Here is a 14,602-nt window from a genome sequence, read left to right as displayed (position 1 = left end):
GGGGGGGTGGGTGGGGGGGGGGGGGGGGGGGGGGGGGGGGGGTTGGGGGGGGGGGGGGGGGGGGGGGGCGCCCCCCCCCCCCCCCCCCCCCCCCCCCCCCCCGCGGCCCGCGCCAGCGGGCCGCCTTGATCCAGTAAAGAAACTTTGGACAGCTCGCCCCTTCGGCTGCTTCGGCCCGACAGGGAGTGGGCTGTTTTGCCATGTTCCACACCGGTTTGATCGCGGGATCGCCGGAATCTATCCACAGGCTCCCGGCCGTTTGATGTTCCTGCTGGAAGTTGTCCACAGGAATGCAGCCGAACGGGGCCGCTGGAGAGGTGCGGGAATGCGCGTCCTGAGGGGGTGTCCGCTTTCGCTGATTGCGTGCGGCTCGCGCCGGAGGTTCCGGGGCCTACGTGCACAGAGAATGAGAAATGTGACCCACGCCATACATACGCATGGTCACGCGGGATCCGGTTGCGAGACCCTCACAGCGGCTGACGGCTTCCCGGGAGGCGGAACTGCTCTGCGGTACTGCCGCCCACATGACGGGACGCGCCAAGGGATTTTGACAGCCTCTCCCGCCCGGCGGGTCGCGGGGTTGTGGCGAGATGCCCGATCGCAGCAGGCTTCCAGAGAAGGTGCCGGATGGTGCACGCGCGCTTCACCAGGGCGGGCCATCGAGGGGTTCTGCGGGACGGAACGAATGAACGGCGCGGCGATGGACGGGGAACAGTGAACGAGTCGGAGATATCAGCGCTGGACGCGAACGTGACACTCCTCGCGGCCGAAGTGGCCGACCTCGCCGCGCTCATGCAACAGGTGACGCGCGAGATTAAGCGTCTTCGCCAAGCGTTTGATCCTTCAGCCACTGAATGAGCTCAAGCGCTTCAACAAGCGTTTCACGCATGGAAGCGACGTCACGTCGAAGGTCTGCGACCTCTTGAGAAAGGCGGACGTACCGCGCATCGGCGGTTGAACCGGCAGCGTCGCCGGCCAGGGAGGTTCCTCCTGCCCCCTCCGCGGCCGCGTCGGACTCAGGGGCGGGGCGGCGAATGAAGCTGCCTCGCCCCTGGACGCTGTAGATCAACCCTTCGCTCTTGAGCAGCCGGAACGCGTTCTGCACTGTGGCGCTGGCGAGCCCGAACTTCTCTTGCAGCTCCCGCGAGGACGGCACTTTGTCGCCAGGCCCTAGCTCGCCGCTCTGGATCTGGCGCCGCAGATAGTCGGCCACCTGGACGTAGGGCGGGCGGGAGTCGTCTTCGAGGGGCAGCGTCATGCCCGCAGGATACGGCCGCAGCCTCTGTCATACCTACGGAACGCATGGATAGCAGGGGCCCTCTAACGCCTGGGTGTTGCAGTACACCCAGGCGTTGTGGTTACCTCTGGCTGTGGCCGGATCACTGGTCACGAACCCGACTGAAAGGGCTTATTCGCCATGGCCAGGACCGTTATCCGTGTGCACGTGCTCCCCACCACGAACGTCATGACCGGCACGCCGGCGGTGCCGAAGTGGAAGGACCAGGAGAACGGCGTCCGCGCGGTGGACTTCGAGACCGGTGCGCCGCTGTGCACCCTGACGCTCTTCGTGATGGAGGGTGAGCGCGCTGAGGCGCTGAAGGTGACCGTTCCGCAGACCGGTCTGCCCAACGGTCTGCACCCGGGCCGGTTCGTCCGCCCGGTGGACCTCTTCGCGAGCCCGTGGGCGCGGATCTTCAACGACCAGCTTCAGGAGGGCGTGGCCTACCGCTGCGCGGCGCTGGAGCTGGTCGACGCCCCTGCCATGCCGCAGGAGACGACCGGGCCCGAAGGTGCTGCGGCGTGACGTCGCTCCCCGCGCGCCGGGGTGAGACCCCGGATGGCGGCCGTCCGCTCGTGATCTTCATCGACGAGGCGGCCGCTGTCCTGGTGGCACCGCGCCCCTGCCCGTGCCTTTCCCCACGCGCCTGGTGCGGCGCGATCTCTCGAACGAAACGAAGGAAGACCGGTGAACGAACTCAACGAAGCTTTCGGCTGGCTCCGTGCAGCGGTGTGGCTCGGGCTCGGACTGCTCACCCTGTGGGCCGTGGTCTGGGTGATCCGCTACCTGCGGGCGTCGCCGATGGAGCGGATCAGCATCCGGCAGGCGATACGGATCCGTTGGGGCTGGAAGCGGCTGGCGCGGATGTGCGGGCTGTCGGTCACGGACAAGATGCCGACCGCCCTGGCCTCGCTCGCGACCTCGGACGGCAAGGAACCCAAGCCCCGCGTCCTAGTCCCAGCTCTGAAGGTCACCCCGGACGCCTTCGGGGTGATGGCTGGGGCAACCTGCCTGCCGAAGGTGGGTCTGGCGGAGTTCCAGAAGGCCGCTCCCTATCTGGCGGACGCCTGGCGCATGGCCCGCGTGTCCGTGTTGCCGGGTGAGAAGCCCGGACAGGTCACGCTGCGCGGGGTGCGGGTGGATCCGCTGATCACGCCGACCGTTCATGTGCCCAACGGCCGCCCGCCGGAGGAGTACGCGGTGTGGGAGCTGGGGGTGGACGAGTTCGGCTTGCCCGTGGTCGTTCCCCTGAAGGAGGTCCCCGGGGTGGCTATGGGCGGATTGCCGGGCTTCGGGAAGACGTCATGCGTGAACCGGCTGGTGTGTGACTGGGCGCCCTCGCCGGCCATCCAGTTCGTCTTCTTCGACGGAAAGGTCTCCCACGCCTACGAGGGCGACTACGCAGACCTCGTGCAGCGCGCGTTCAAGTTCTGCGGGGACGATCTGGAGGAGGCGAACAGGAAGCTGAAGGAACTCGTACAGCTGCGCCGCGCCCGCTCCGCGTCCATCCGCCGCGTATTGGGCGTGAAGAACATGTGGCACGTCGGTCCCTCGGAGGACTGGCCGCTCATCGTCATCGTCATCGACGAGGCCCACACCTACTTCCGCGACTACAAGGGCTCCGACCCGACCACCAAGAAGCTGGCCGCGCTCGCGGCGGAGAACGCCCGCCTGGTGGAGGACCTGGTGAAGAAGGGCCGCTCGGTCGGTTTCCTGACCCTGCTGACCACGCAGAAGACCACCGGAGACGCGATCCCCACCTTCATCCGCGACGTGTGCCCGGTCGGGCTGTCATTCGCGCAGAAGACCGCCGACGCCGCCGTGGCCGCGCTCGGTGACGACATCCGCGAGTGGCCCGACGCCAGCCCTGTCACCCTCCAGGACCCCGCCTACGTCGGCGTCGCAGTCATGTCCCAGCACGGCCGCCCCGGCTTCATCCGCATCCGCACCCCCTACGTCGCCGACCGGGACGCCGCCCGCGTCGCCGAACAGACCACCCACCTCGTTCGCCACCCGGCCAAGCTCCTGGAAGACCTGATCCACCGCACGGGCGTGGACCTCAACAAGGAGGACCCCGAGCCCCCGGCGGAAGCGGCCTGAGATGCGTCCCTCCATGCGGATCTACATCCGACCCAGGCGCAAGGCCATCACTACCGGGGACCTTGGCCGTGCCGCGCGGATAGGCATCGCCGCCTACCGCATCGCCAACACCCACGAACGCCAGGTCCTGGAGACCTACCTCGGTCCGAACGTCGCCCACAGGGCCGAACTCGTCCCCGCGAGCTGACCCGCCGGCCTCGGCCCCAACTCCCCTTGGAAGGAGGTGAATCCCTTCATGTCAGAAGACCGGATCACTCAGCGCACCGTGACCGTGGTCATGGCAGTCATCGCCATGCTGGCCTTCGTGTTCTCCTTCGGCAACGTCTGGAACCTGGCCCTGCGCCTGGGCGTCCCCGGCCCAGTCGCGCCCCTGATCGCGCCGATGGTGGACCTGTCCGTCCTCGGCCTCCTGGTCGCCCTGCGGTACCTGTCCCTGCGCGGCGTGGCCGCCAACGACCTCAAGGGCGCGAACCGGCTGATGCACACCTCCGGCTTCTTTACCCTCGCCCTCAACATCGCCGAACCCGTCATCGCCGGGCACTACGGCCGCGCCTGCGTAGACGCCGTGGCCCCGCTGCTCCTCCTCGGCTGGGGTGCCGTCGGCCCCGCGCTGCTGCGCCACTTCCACGCCGTCACCACCGCGGACCCCGCCACCGCACCGGCTGTGCTCCCGGCCCCGGCTCCCGTGTCCGACCCGGCGTCGAACCCGGAATCCGTACCGGAGGACGCTCCAGCCGACGCCGGAACCGCCCTCATCCCGGAGCCTGCTCCTGAACCGGTTGCCGTGCCCGAACCCGCGGCGCCCCCGGCCCCCGCTCCTGTCGCTGTGCCGCATCCGGCCGCCAAGGTGGCCCCGGCTCTGCTGGACGCCGCCCGCGAGATTGCCGACGCCCACCGCGCCGCTACCGGCCAGCCCATCACGCTGCCGCAACTCAAGGCCCGTCTCGGCGTCAGCCTCCCCCTGGCCACCGCCGCACACGCGGCACTGACGGCCTGACCCTCCGCCGGCCTCCCGGCACCTCCTCCTGGCCTCCTGGGCCTGACCCGTCATGCCCTCGTGCAGCACCTGGCTCCGTCTCGGTGCTGCCCGGGGCCTCCATCAGCGGAAAGGATCCCCTGCCGATGCCCCGCGACCTCGACCTGCGGCACGTGATCAGCCCCGCTGTCCGGGACCTGATCGAACTGGCCAACCTCGGCGACTTCGACCGCACCCGCGAACAGATCAACCGCCTGCGCGGCTGCACCCGTCCGATCAACCTCGTCGGCCACACCACCACCCGCGACCACACCACCGGCGAAACGATCCGCTCGTACTCCACCAGCGACGAGCCCACCGGACGTCTGCTGACCACCTGCGGCAACCGTCGCGCCTCCCGCTGCCCCACCTGCTCCCGCCTCTACGCCGCCGACACCTACCACCTCATCCGCGCCGGACTCTCCGGCGGCAAGAACGTCCCCGAAACCATCCGCACCCACCCCAGGGTCTTCCTGACCCTCACCGCGCCCTCCTTCGGCCCTGTCCACAACCGACCCACCACCAAGGACGGCAAGCCTCAGCCCTGCCGCTGCGGCACCCGGCACCCCGACAGCGCCCCCGAACTCGGCACCCCTCTCAGCCCGAAGACGTACGACTACACCGGCGCCGTGCTCTGGAACGCCCACGCAAGCGCTCTTTGGGCACGCTTCACTCTCAACCTCCGCCGCACCCTCGCCGCAAGCTTCGGCATCACGCAGAAGAACATGAACGCGGCCCTGCGGATCTCCTTCGCGAAGGTCGCCGAGTACCAGCAGCGCGGTCTGGTCCACTTCCACGCCGTCATCCGCTTCGACGGCCCCGACGGCCACACCAGCCCCCCGCCGGCCTGGGCCAGCGCAGACCACCTCCTCCGCGCGGTCAAGCCCGCGCTGAAGCGGACCACCCTGACCGTTGTCTCCGACACCGTGGGGGACCGCGAAGTCGGCTGGGGCAAGAGGTTCAAGGTGGACGAGATCACCGCACTCGGCGACGGCGAACTCACTGACAAGGCGGTGGCGGGCTACATCGCCAAGTACGCCACCAAGAGCGCCGAGGACTCCGGAACGGTCGACCGTTCTCTGGTCTGCCGGACCTGCTCCGGCCGTGGCACGGTCGGCGGCCGAATCCGGGACTTGTGCCCCGACTGCGAAGGCACCCGCCAGGCCGAACCCCTGCGGGACCTGCCCGTCCACCAGCACGTGCGGCAGATGATCCGCACCGCCTGGGACCTCGGCGGCCTGCCCGAGTTCGCAGACCTCAAGCTCTGCAAGTGGGCCCACATGCTCGGCTTCCGCGGCCACTTCTCCACCAAGTCCCGCGCCTACTCCACCACCCTCGGCGCCCTCCGCGATGTCCGCCGCGCCTGGCGCCTCGCCCAGGCCGACGCCGCCCGCATCCGCGCCGGCCACTCCGTACCCGCCCCGGACACGGTGCTCGTCACCGAGTCCTCCTGGGCCTACCTCGCCTCCGGCTACCACCCCGGCGAAGAACTCCTCGCCAACCAGACCCGCCACGACGTCAGCCAGGCCCAACGCCTCAAGCACGAAGGGCTGGAGCCTGCATGACGACCGCCGTACTCACCGTGGACCAGGTCGCCGAGCGTCTCGGCATCAGCCGCTGGAAGGTCCACGACCTGATCCGCTCCCGCGAACTCGCCTCTTTCAAGATCGGCCGCTGCCGCCGCATCAGCGAAGCCGCGCTGGACGCCTACGTATCCCTCCGCACCGAACGGGAAGCCGCCTGATGGCCAAGCCGAAGAAGAACGCCAACAACGAGGGCACCATCTACCAGCGCAAGGACGGCCGCTGGGAGGGCAGCGCGTACGTCCTGACGACGGACGGCACTTACAAGCGGCGCAGCGTCTACGGCAAGACCTGGGACGAGGCGCACGAGAAGCTGACCAAGCTCAAGGCCGACTCGCTCAGCGGCCTTCCGGTGGCCACCAACAAGATGACGATCGCCGAGTACCTGGCGTACTGGCTGGCGAGCGTCGCCAAGACCAAGGTTCGCCCGACGACCTACGTCAACTACGAATCCCTCGTCCGGAACTACGTCACCCCGGAGTTCGGCAAGAAGAAGCTGGTCCGGCTCGCCGCCCGTGACATCCGCGCCTTCCTCATGAAGACGGCAGCCACCTGCCAGTGCTGCGCGCAGGGGAAGGACAAGAAGCGGCCGGAGCACAAGCGACGCTGCTGCGCCCTCGGCAAGTGCTGCAAGAAGCTCCCCTCGGACCGGACCGTCCGCTTCCTGCTGGTGATCCTGCGTGCCGCTCTCCAGCACGCCGTACGGGAGGACGAGCTGCCCCGCAACGTGGCCCGGAACGTGGAGCTGAGCATGGGTACCAAGCGCGAGATCGAACCGCTCACCGCTTCGGAAGGACGTCGGCTCCTGACGGCGGCTCGGGAAAACCGGCTCTGGGCCGCGTACGAGCTGGCGGTCCGTATCGGGCTCCGGCGGGGTGAGCTGCTGGGGCTGCGCTGGTCGGACGTGGATCTTCTCGACGGGGTTCTGACCGTCCGGCAGGCTCTTCAGCGTGTGGGCGGCGAGCTGCTGATCGTCGCGCCGAAGACCCAGCGCTCGGCCCGGCGCGTGGCGCTGCCGGCCGAATGCGTGACCGCGCTCCGTGCCCAGCGCGCCCAGCAGATCGCCGACCAGAAGGCCGCGGGTCACAACTGGAAGGGGACGGGGAAGGGCCTCGTCTTCACCACGAAGAACGGGACACCCATAGAGCCCCGCAACCTGAACCGGTCCTTCGAAGCCCTGTCCGCCCGCGCCGGCGTCCGCAAGGTCCGCTTCCACGACCTGCGCCACACGTGCGCATCCCTACTCCACGAACAGGGTGCCGATGCCCGAATGATCATGGAGGTTCTGGGCCACAGCTCTATCCGCGTGACCATGGACATCTACACCTTCGTGCGGCTGGACTCCCAGCGCTCCGCCTTCGACCGCGTCGGGGACGCGCTGAGAGGTGACGGCAACGGGCCGGACGATGACGACGGCGCGGCCGGTGTCCTCGTAACCGTCTGATCGATCCGGCATCAGCTCTTCGAAGCGGTTGCCGTCAACCTCTGCCGTCATGACATACGACAGAGGCCCCCGGGACTTCTCCTGGGGGCCTCTGTCCTGCTGTGCACTCGGCAGGATTCGAACCTGCAACCTTCTGATCCGTAGTCAGATGCTCTATCCGTTAAGCTACGAGTGCTTGTGCTTCCCGGTTTTTTCTCCCCGGTCGGCGTTGCGAGAACAACATTACATGACCTGCGCCGTAGCGCGAAATCCATTAGCCACACCCGCCCCGACCTGCGGAAACACCGTGTTCAGCGGTTGCGGGGACGGGGCGCCACGCCCCCGCGGGGCGGGCGGCGGACGGGGCGGGTCCGCATGCGGCCGAAGCCCCTCGCCTGCGGGCGCGGACCGGGGCGCGCGTCAGCGGCCCCCCTCCCCACGGACGTTCACGCGGTCGCCGCCGCGGCGACCGAAGCGTCAACTTCGTCGGTGACCGATTCACCCTGAGCAGGGGTGGGCGCACCGGGCGCAGCGCGGGCTTCCGGCCATGACGGGGTGGGCGGGAGGGAACCAGGAGGCGGGTGCGACGAGCGCGGCGCACCGACGGCGACGCGGGTGACGGTGTGGCGGGAGTCGCCCGGGGGCGGGTTCCACAAACCTGCCGCGAGGGATTGGCCGAACCGCCCCACCCATCGCTTTACGTGATCACCCGGATGCATTGCGCTACCAAATGCACCGGCTCCGCCACGGCGCGCAGTTGTGCGGCCGGACGGCGGTGCGTTCCAGCAGCGTCGACTTGAGGGGAAGAACCATGTCCACACCTCCTGCTCCGCTCCGGGTCGCCCTGGCCAACGGCAGCTTCGAACAGCCCGTCGTCACCGGTGTGGAGATCCTGCCGGACTCCTCACAGACGCAGCCCAAGCGGGTCCCGGGCTGGCTCACCACCGCCACCGACCACATGATCGAGCTGTGGCGTACGGGCTTCAACGGAGTACCGGCGGCCGAAGGCGCCCAGTTCGCCGAGCTCAACGCCAATCAGGTCTCCACGCTCTACCAGGACCTGCCCACCACGCCCGGCACGAAGCTGTACTGGCGGCTGTACCACCGCGGCCGCCAGGGGGACGACACCATGGCGCTGGACATCGGCGCGCCGGGCTCCGCGGTGCAGCAGAGACGCTTCACCGACGGCAACACCGCCTGGGGTCACTACACCGGCACCTACACGGTCCCGGCAGGCCAGACGCTGACGCGCTTCGCCTTCCGTTCCGTCTCCGCCGCCGGCGGCAACCAGAGCATCGGCAACTTCCTGGACGGCATCTTCTTCGGCACCGCCCCCTACCTGGTGCTCACCAAGACCGCCGCTCCCACGGGGCCGCTGGAGGTGGGCGACGTCGTCACCTACCGCGTCAACGCCAGGAACGAGGGCGGCGGCGCGGCCGAGAACCTCGTCCTGACCGACGTCATCCCGCAAGGCACGACGTATCTGCCCGGTTCCCTGCGCATCGTCGACGGCCCGAACGCCGGGCCGAAGACCGACGCGCGGGGTGACGACCAGGCGTACTACGACGCCCAGGGCGACAAGATCGTCTTCGCGCTCGGCAACACCGCCACCGGGGAAGGCGGCAGCCTGCCCAACACCGAGACCCTGCCGGCGGGAACCACCGCCGAGTACCGGGTCACCATCGACCGGGCCGCCGGCGGCAAGCAGATCAGGAACACCGCCACCGCCTCCTACGAGAACCGGCTCGGCGACACCCCGGAGCCGCTGACGGCCACCTCCAACGAGCAGGTCACACAGGTCAACCCGGCCGCCGACCTGACCGTGGTCAAGGCGGCCGACGCGACCACCGTCACCGTCGGGCAGACCGTGACCTACCGCATCACCGTCCACAACGCCGGCCCGAACCGGGCCACCGGCGTCACCGTCACCGACCGGCTCCCGGACGGTCTCGCCTTCCTGTCCGCCGACGGCCCCGGACACTACGACCCGGCCACCGGACGGTGGGCCGTGGGCGCCCTGGCCGACGGCACCGGGGCCACCCTCGTGCTGCGGGCCAAGGCCACCGAAGCCGGTCCGGTCGTCAACACCGCCACCGCCAACGCCAACGAAAAAGATCCCGACACCACCAACAACACCGACGCCGTCACCATCTGCGTCGAGCCGGCCCCCTCCTGCTGCGACCCCTGCGCGACCCGGAAGTAGCCGGGTCCTGCCGTCGGTCGCCGCAACGGCTCCGGAAACGACTCAGGGAGTTCAGCCGAAACGGGCTGAACTCCCTGGTCAGAGAGCGGAGGCGGAGGGATTTGAACCCTCGATGGGCTTTAAGACCCAAACCGCATTAGCAGTGCGGCGCCATAGACCGGACTAGGCGACGCCTCCAGCACACCCCGCGCGAGCGCGAGTGGTGCGTGCAGATGATGACACAGTTGAGCGGTGCCTCACCAATCGACGCCTACGGTACTAGGCAGTCGGGCACGAGGGCAAAGCGCCTGCGGTTGCGCAACGCCGTGGCGTGCGGAGCGTTAGTGATGACGGAGGCGCCGTCCTCCCGTCCTTCCGTCCGTTCCACCGGCATTCCCGCCGCAGTGCACGAGTACAGGAGCCCGCATGTTGCGCCGCCTCGCCCTCACCGCCGTCGCGTCCCTCGCCGCGCTGTCCGCCGCCGCGCCGGCCGCGACCGCGGTCACCGGCCCGCTTCCGCTTCCGCTGCCGCTGCCCGTGCTGCGGGACGACGCCCGTACCCAGCTGACGATCACGGTCTCGGGCTCGGAGAACGCCGCGGCCGAGGGCGCCTTCGAGTTGCGGTGCGGTCCGGCGGGCGGCAGCCACCCGGTGGCGCGGCAGGCCTGCGGCCGGCTGGACGAACTGGCGGGCGAGGGCGCGGACCCGTTCGCCCCGGTGCCCGAGGACGCGCTGTGCACCCAGCAGTTCGGGGGACCGGCCACCGCCCGGGTCACCGGAACCTGGCGGGGCCGGAGCGTCGACACGGTCTTCAGCCGGACCAATGGCTGCGAGATCGCCCGCTGGAACGGCCTGCGGCCGGTGCTCCCGAACGTCGGCTGACCGGGCCGACCCGGACGGAGTCGTACACCGTATGCACAGAACCTTGGTGAGAGCTCCCCCTCATCCGCAGCCCTACGCCCCGTCACTGCCTTTAGACTCCTCCAGTGACAGCCCGCGGCCCGAGGGGCAAGATGGGGCCCGCTGTCGGCAAGGTGCGGTAACCAGGGAGGAAGCGTCGTCGTGAGCAGCAGGCCATCCCGAGGCGCTGCTCGCCTCGCAGCCATACTCGATGCACTCCCTGACGGGCTGCTGCTCGTCAACTGCAACGGCACGGTCGTCAACGCCAACACCATCGCGCTCGAAATGTTCGAGACGCCGGGCACCGCGCTCGTCGGTCGTGGGCTCCTCGATCTGCTGCCCGAGTTCGACTCCAAGCTGATCCCGGGCTCGATGCGCCGCCCCGAGACCGCCGACGAGCGCGTCCGTACCAAGCCGACCCGGATGACCGCGCGGCGGACCGACGGCACCGAGTACCCCGTCGAGGTCACCAGCGCCAGCCTGGAGGACGGGCAGGCCGCGTACAACGACTTCCAGAGCACCTACAGCGGCAGCTACACGGGCGACGAGCTGCTGATGCTCGTCGTACGGGATCTGTCGGGCACCGTGGACACCGAGGCCGAACTGGCCCGTTCGCAGCGGCAGACCGAGATGATCCTGCGGGCCGCGGCCGAGGGCGTGGTCGGTACGGACACCGACGGCCGGGTCGTCCTGGTCAACCCCGCCGCCGCGCAGATCCTCGGCTTCCGCGCCAGCGACCTGGGCGGCCAGGAGCTGCATCCGCTGATCCTGCACTCGCGGGCGGAGGGCGAGCCGTTCCCGTACGAGGAGTCGCCGCTCGCCGACACGCTCAGGTCCGGGCGCAAGCACCGGGTGCGCGGCCAGGTCCTGTGGTCCAAGAGCGGCGCGCAGGTGCCGGTCGATCTGACCACCGCACCGGTCCGGGACGGCGACCAGCTGGTCGGCGCCGTCATGACGTTCACCGACCGCAGGCCGTACGAGGAGCTCGGCGCGCAGCACCGGGCCGAGGTCGCCGAACTGACCGGGAGCCACACCGCCGAGGTCGCCGAGCTGACGGAACGGCACAACTCGGAGCTGGCCGACCGGACCGAGCGGTACGCGGCCGAGCTGGAGGCGCAGGCCGACCGGCTGGCGGCGCTGACCGCCCGGCACACCCAGCTCACCGCCGTGCTCGGCGAATCGCTGCGCGGCCCGCTGGAGGAGCTGCGCGGCGAACTCTCCACGCTCGCCGCCGACCCGGCAGGACAGCTGTGGCCCGAGGCGAACCAGATCCTGCACCACCTGGCCGCGGGCTACGCCCGGATGACCACCCTCGTCGACAACGTGCTCGGCTACCAGCGCCTGGACGCCGGCTCCGAGAAGCTGGCCAAGGCGAACGTGCTGCTGGACTCGGTCGTGACGGCCGGTATCGACGCGGCCGTCGAGCTGATCGGTCCCGGGCGCGCCCAGTTCGCCGTGCACGCGCCGCCGATCGAGGCCGAGGTGGACGCGGCCCGGCTGGTGACCGCGCTCGCCCATCTGGTCGCGGACGTCGCCGGGGTCGACTCGACCGGCAAGGCCCGGGTGGTGCCCGGCGGCGGGTACGTCGACTCCACGGTCGTCGTCGCGGCGGCGCAGCGCGGCGAGGTCGTACGGATCGAGGTGCGCGGACCGTTCGCCGGGGGAGACCCGGTGCACGAGCCGATCGTGCGCGGGATCGTGCGGGCGCACGGCGGCGTGCTCCAGACGCACGAGGTGCCGGGGATGAGCGGCAGCGCGTATGTGCTGGAAGTGCCGTTGGGCGCGGGTTCGGGCACGGTGACGGCGCCCTCGTCCGAGCCGGAGCCGGTGGCCGGGGCGCAGCCCGGTACCGGGCCGGAGACGGCTGCGCAGCAGCCGGGCGGCGGGCGGCGACGGGCGCGTCGGGCGAACACGGACGCGTTCCTGGAGAGCCCGGTGGGTGGTTCCGGGGCGGATGCCGGGTCCGGCGGTGACACGGCGGCGGCCGAGCCGACGGGGCGGCGACGGGCGCGTCGTGAGCCCGTGGCGCAGGACGAGCAGACGTTGCCGGGGGCGCAGGACACCCAGGGCGGGGGTTCGGGGCGCAGGCGGGGGCGGCCGAGTCCGGCCGAGACCGGGGCCCAGCACTCGCTTCCGGACCGGTCGGCGCAGTTGCCCGAGCAGGGGCAGGGGTCCGGGCAGCAGGGCGCCGGGCAGGCGTTGGCGCTGCCCGCGGCCCCGGCGCCGTCCGAGGGAGCCGTGGTGACGGCGGCCGAGGGCGCGCAGGGTGGCGGCGGCCGGCCGCAGCTCGGCCAGACCGTGCCGCCGCAGGGCGTTCCGGCCGACGGGCAGATGCCGGTGCCGGTGCCCGCGGGCGGACACCGCGCGCGTCAGGGAGCCGAGAACCAGCTGGCCCTGCCGGCTTCGGTTTCCCCCGCGGCCGGCGACCCCGAGGGGTTCCCGCCGCCCGGTGACGGCTCCGGGCCCGGCGCGTCGCAGGCGCCTCAGCCGACCGGGCGGCGGGCCCGGCGGGCGCTGGCGGCCGCCCAGGAGCGGACCGACCGGGCCGAGCCCGCAGGGCCGCGTACCGCGTTCGCCCTCCCGCCGGCGGAGGCCGACCGCTCCCCGGCCACGGCCGCCGACGCGGACGCCTCGCTGCCGGGACGCCATGACTCCGTGCGCAGCGCGCCGGACGACGACCACACACCGCCGCAGGCGCATCCCGTACCGACCGGCCGTCGCCGGGCCCGGCACTCCGAGGCTCCCCCGCAGCCCGGCCGGCCCGAGGAGGCCGCCGTTCCCGGTGAGCAGTCCGAGGGCCTGCCCGGCGACGGTGCGGACCGGACCGCGGCCGGACGGACCACGCACGCCACCGGCACCACGGCCGTCGCGGCGGCCCCGGGTTCCCCGGAGAGCGAGGAGGGCGCGGAGGGCGAGGCGGACCACTCGCGGATCGCACCCGTGCCGGACGCGCGCAGGCAGCCGCTGCCCGCGGAGGCCCCGATGCCCGGCGGCTCGTCGGACTCGACGCAGGGGCGCGCGTTCAGCGTGCGGACGCTCGGGCAGGGCGTGCCCTTCGCCCAGCACATCGCGCACCAGCAGAACCAGACGCTCGGCGGTGCCGGGCGGCGCCGCAAGCTCGCCGCCCCGCCGGAGGACGAGCGCACCCCGCAGGCCGCCCCGTCGGCGCCGTCCGCGTCCGCGCCCGCTTCCTCCCCCGCCGGTGGGGCGCAGACCGGCCCCGCGCAGGGCCCGCTGCGTTCCGGGCCGGAGGCCGAGGGACGCTCGTACGCGATAGGGGCACCCGACGAGGGCGCCGAGGGGCCGGAGCCGCTGGACGGTCCGGGTGGCGCGGTCGAGGTCGCCAACCGGCCGTCGCCGCAGCCGGTCGACGACGAGCTGCCCCCGGAGCCGTTGGACAACCCGCGCCGGCTGCTCGTCTGGCCCGCGCCCGACGTCTCCACCCAGCAGGCGCTGAGCGACCGGGGCTACCGGCCGGTGATCGTGCACTCGCGCGAGGAGGTCGACGCCCAGATCGCGGCGTTCCCCGCCGCGCTCTTCGTCGACCCGCTGACCGGCCCGATCACCCGCAAGGCCCTGCAGTCGCTGCGTCAGGCGGCGGTGGCGGCCGAGGTTCCGGTGCTGGTGACGGCCGGGCTGGGACAGGCCTCGCGGGAGGCGGCGTACGGCGCCGACCCCGCCGTCCTCCTCAAGGCGCTCGCCCCGCGCGACAGCGAACAGCATCCGCCCCGGGTGCTGTTGATCGAGGAGCACGAGGAGATCGCGCTGGCGCTGACGGAGACCCTGGAGCGCCGCGGCATGCAGGTGGCGCGGGCCGCCACCGACAGTGAGGCGGTGGCGCTCGCCACCCGGATGCGGCCCAATCTGGTGGTGATGGACCTGATGCAGGTGCGCCGCCGCCGGGCCGGCATCGTCGACTGGCTGCGCGCGAACGGCCAGTTGAACCGCACCCCGCTGGTCGTCTACACCTCCGCCGCCGACATGAACGGATCGGATCTGCCGAAGCTGAGCTCGGGCGAGACCGTTCTCTTCCTGGCCGAGCGGTCCACCAGCGAAGAGGTCCAGTCGCGCATCGTCGATCTGCTCGCGAAGATCGGTACGAACTGAGACACGGGACACG

Annotated in this window: 11 protein-coding genes and 2 tRNA genes; 10 read left to right on the top strand and 3 right to left on the bottom strand. The window is 71.1% G+C overall.

From position 1 onward, the window contains the following. Positions 1-814: 814 nt before the first annotated feature. Complete coding sequence (locus ACFV8T_RS24480; protein ID WP_325748464.1) at positions 815-1,258, bottom strand: GntR family transcriptional regulator; 444 nt, start codon at positions 1,256-1,258, stop codon at positions 815-817. 159 nt (positions 1,259-1,417) lie between these two features. Between ACFV8T_RS24480 and ACFV8T_RS24475 the strand changes: the two genes are divergently transcribed. From ACFV8T_RS24475 to xerC, 7 genes are all read left to right on the top strand, one after another. After that, positions 1,418-1,804: a hypothetical protein gene (locus ACFV8T_RS24475; protein WP_385331089.1), complete on the top strand. Its 387-nt coding sequence runs from the start codon at positions 1,418-1,420 to the stop codon at positions 1,802-1,804. 162 nt (positions 1,805-1,966) lie between these two features. Further along, positions 1,967-3,379 carry a cell division protein FtsK gene (locus ACFV8T_RS24470; protein WP_385331086.1) on the top strand — a complete coding sequence of 471 codons (1,413 nt, stop codon included), beginning with the start codon at positions 1,967-1,969 and terminating at the stop codon, positions 3,377-3,379. 13 nt (positions 3,380-3,392) lie between these two features. Continuing rightward, complete coding sequence (locus ACFV8T_RS24465; protein ID WP_385331083.1) at positions 3,393-3,566, top strand: hypothetical protein; 174 nt, start codon at positions 3,393-3,395, stop codon at positions 3,564-3,566. A gap of 48 nt (positions 3,567-3,614) precedes the next feature. Next, complete coding sequence (locus ACFV8T_RS24460) at positions 3,615-4,376, top strand: DUF2637 domain-containing protein (protein ID WP_385331080.1); 762 nt, start codon at positions 3,615-3,617, stop codon at positions 4,374-4,376. Between the two features lie 125 nt (positions 4,377-4,501). After that, on the top strand, positions 4,502-5,959 hold the full coding sequence (locus tag ACFV8T_RS24455; RefSeq protein WP_385331077.1) for a replication initiator: 1,458 nt from the start codon (positions 4,502-4,504) through the stop codon (positions 5,957-5,959). Continuing rightward, a complete protein-coding gene (locus ACFV8T_RS24450; RefSeq protein WP_385331074.1) occupies positions 5,956-6,138 on the top strand; it encodes a helix-turn-helix domain-containing protein in 183 nt (60 codons plus the stop codon). Before ACFV8T_RS24455 ends, ACFV8T_RS24450 begins: the two co-directional genes overlap by 4 nt. Further along, entirely contained in the window at positions 6,138-7,421 is a 1,284-nt protein-coding gene (xerC, locus tag ACFV8T_RS24445) for a tyrosine recombinase XerC (protein ID WP_385331071.1), read from the top strand. The genes ACFV8T_RS24450 and xerC overlap by 1 nt, the downstream gene beginning before the upstream one ends. 102 nt (positions 7,422-7,523) lie before the next feature. Here xerC and ACFV8T_RS24440 read toward each other — a convergent pair. After that, a tRNA-Arg gene (locus tag ACFV8T_RS24440) sits at positions 7,524-7,596 on the bottom strand. Between the two features lie 615 nt (positions 7,597-8,211). Between ACFV8T_RS24440 and ACFV8T_RS24435 the strand changes: the two genes are divergently transcribed. Beyond that, positions 8,212-9,603: a hypothetical protein gene (locus ACFV8T_RS24435; protein ID WP_385331069.1), complete on the top strand. Its 1,392-nt coding sequence runs from the start codon at positions 8,212-8,214 to the stop codon at positions 9,601-9,603. A gap of 86 nt (positions 9,604-9,689) precedes the next feature. Here ACFV8T_RS24435 and ACFV8T_RS24430 read toward each other — a convergent pair. Next, positions 9,690-9,780: transfer RNA gene (locus ACFV8T_RS24430), tRNA-Ser, on the bottom strand. Between the two features lie 228 nt (positions 9,781-10,008). Here ACFV8T_RS24430 and ACFV8T_RS24425 point away from each other — a divergent pair. Further along, positions 10,009-10,464, top strand: coding sequence for an SSI family serine proteinase inhibitor (locus tag ACFV8T_RS24425; protein ID WP_385331066.1), 456 nt, complete (start codon positions 10,009-10,011; stop codon positions 10,462-10,464). Positions 10,465-10,644: 180 nt separating this feature from the next. Continuing rightward, entirely contained in the window at positions 10,645-14,589 is a 3,945-nt protein-coding gene (locus tag ACFV8T_RS24420; RefSeq protein WP_385331063.1) for a PAS domain-containing protein, read from the top strand. Positions 14,590-14,602: the final 13 nt, after the last annotated feature.

It is taken from the genome of Streptomyces sp. NPDC059832 (assembly GCF_042731715.1).
Classification (GTDB): domain Bacteria; phylum Actinomycetota; class Actinomycetes; order Streptomycetales; family Streptomycetaceae; genus Streptomyces.
Note: the sequence above shows the minus strand (reverse complement) of the source record. Positions and strands in the feature narration are given on the sequence as shown.

Excerpts from the sequence above, each read along its gene's own strand:
- ACFV8T_RS24480 (WP_325748464.1), bottom strand. The coding sequence starts at position 1,258 with ATGACGCTGCCCCTCGAAGACGACTCCCGCCCGCCCTACGTCCAGGTG.
- ACFV8T_RS24475 (WP_385331089.1), top strand. The coding sequence starts at position 1,418 with ATGGCCAGGACCGTTATCCGTGTGCACGTGCTCCCCACCACGAACGTC.
- ACFV8T_RS24465 (WP_385331083.1), top strand. The coding sequence starts at position 3,393 with ATGCGGATCTACATCCGACCCAGGCGCAAGGCCATCACTACCGGGGAC.
- ACFV8T_RS24460 (WP_385331080.1), top strand. The coding sequence starts at position 3,615 with ATGTCAGAAGACCGGATCACTCAGCGCACCGTGACCGTGGTCATGGCA.
- ACFV8T_RS24455 (WP_385331077.1), top strand. The coding sequence starts at position 4,502 with ATGCCCCGCGACCTCGACCTGCGGCACGTGATCAGCCCCGCTGTCCGG.
- ACFV8T_RS24450 (WP_385331074.1), top strand. The coding sequence starts at position 5,956 with ATGACGACCGCCGTACTCACCGTGGACCAGGTCGCCGAGCGTCTCGGC.
- xerC (WP_385331071.1), top strand. The coding sequence starts at position 6,138 with ATGGCCAAGCCGAAGAAGAACGCCAACAACGAGGGCACCATCTACCAG.
- ACFV8T_RS24435 (WP_385331069.1), top strand. The coding sequence starts at position 8,212 with ATGTCCACACCTCCTGCTCCGCTCCGGGTCGCCCTGGCCAACGGCAGC.
- ACFV8T_RS24425 (WP_385331066.1), top strand. The coding sequence starts at position 10,009 with ATGTTGCGCCGCCTCGCCCTCACCGCCGTCGCGTCCCTCGCCGCGCTG.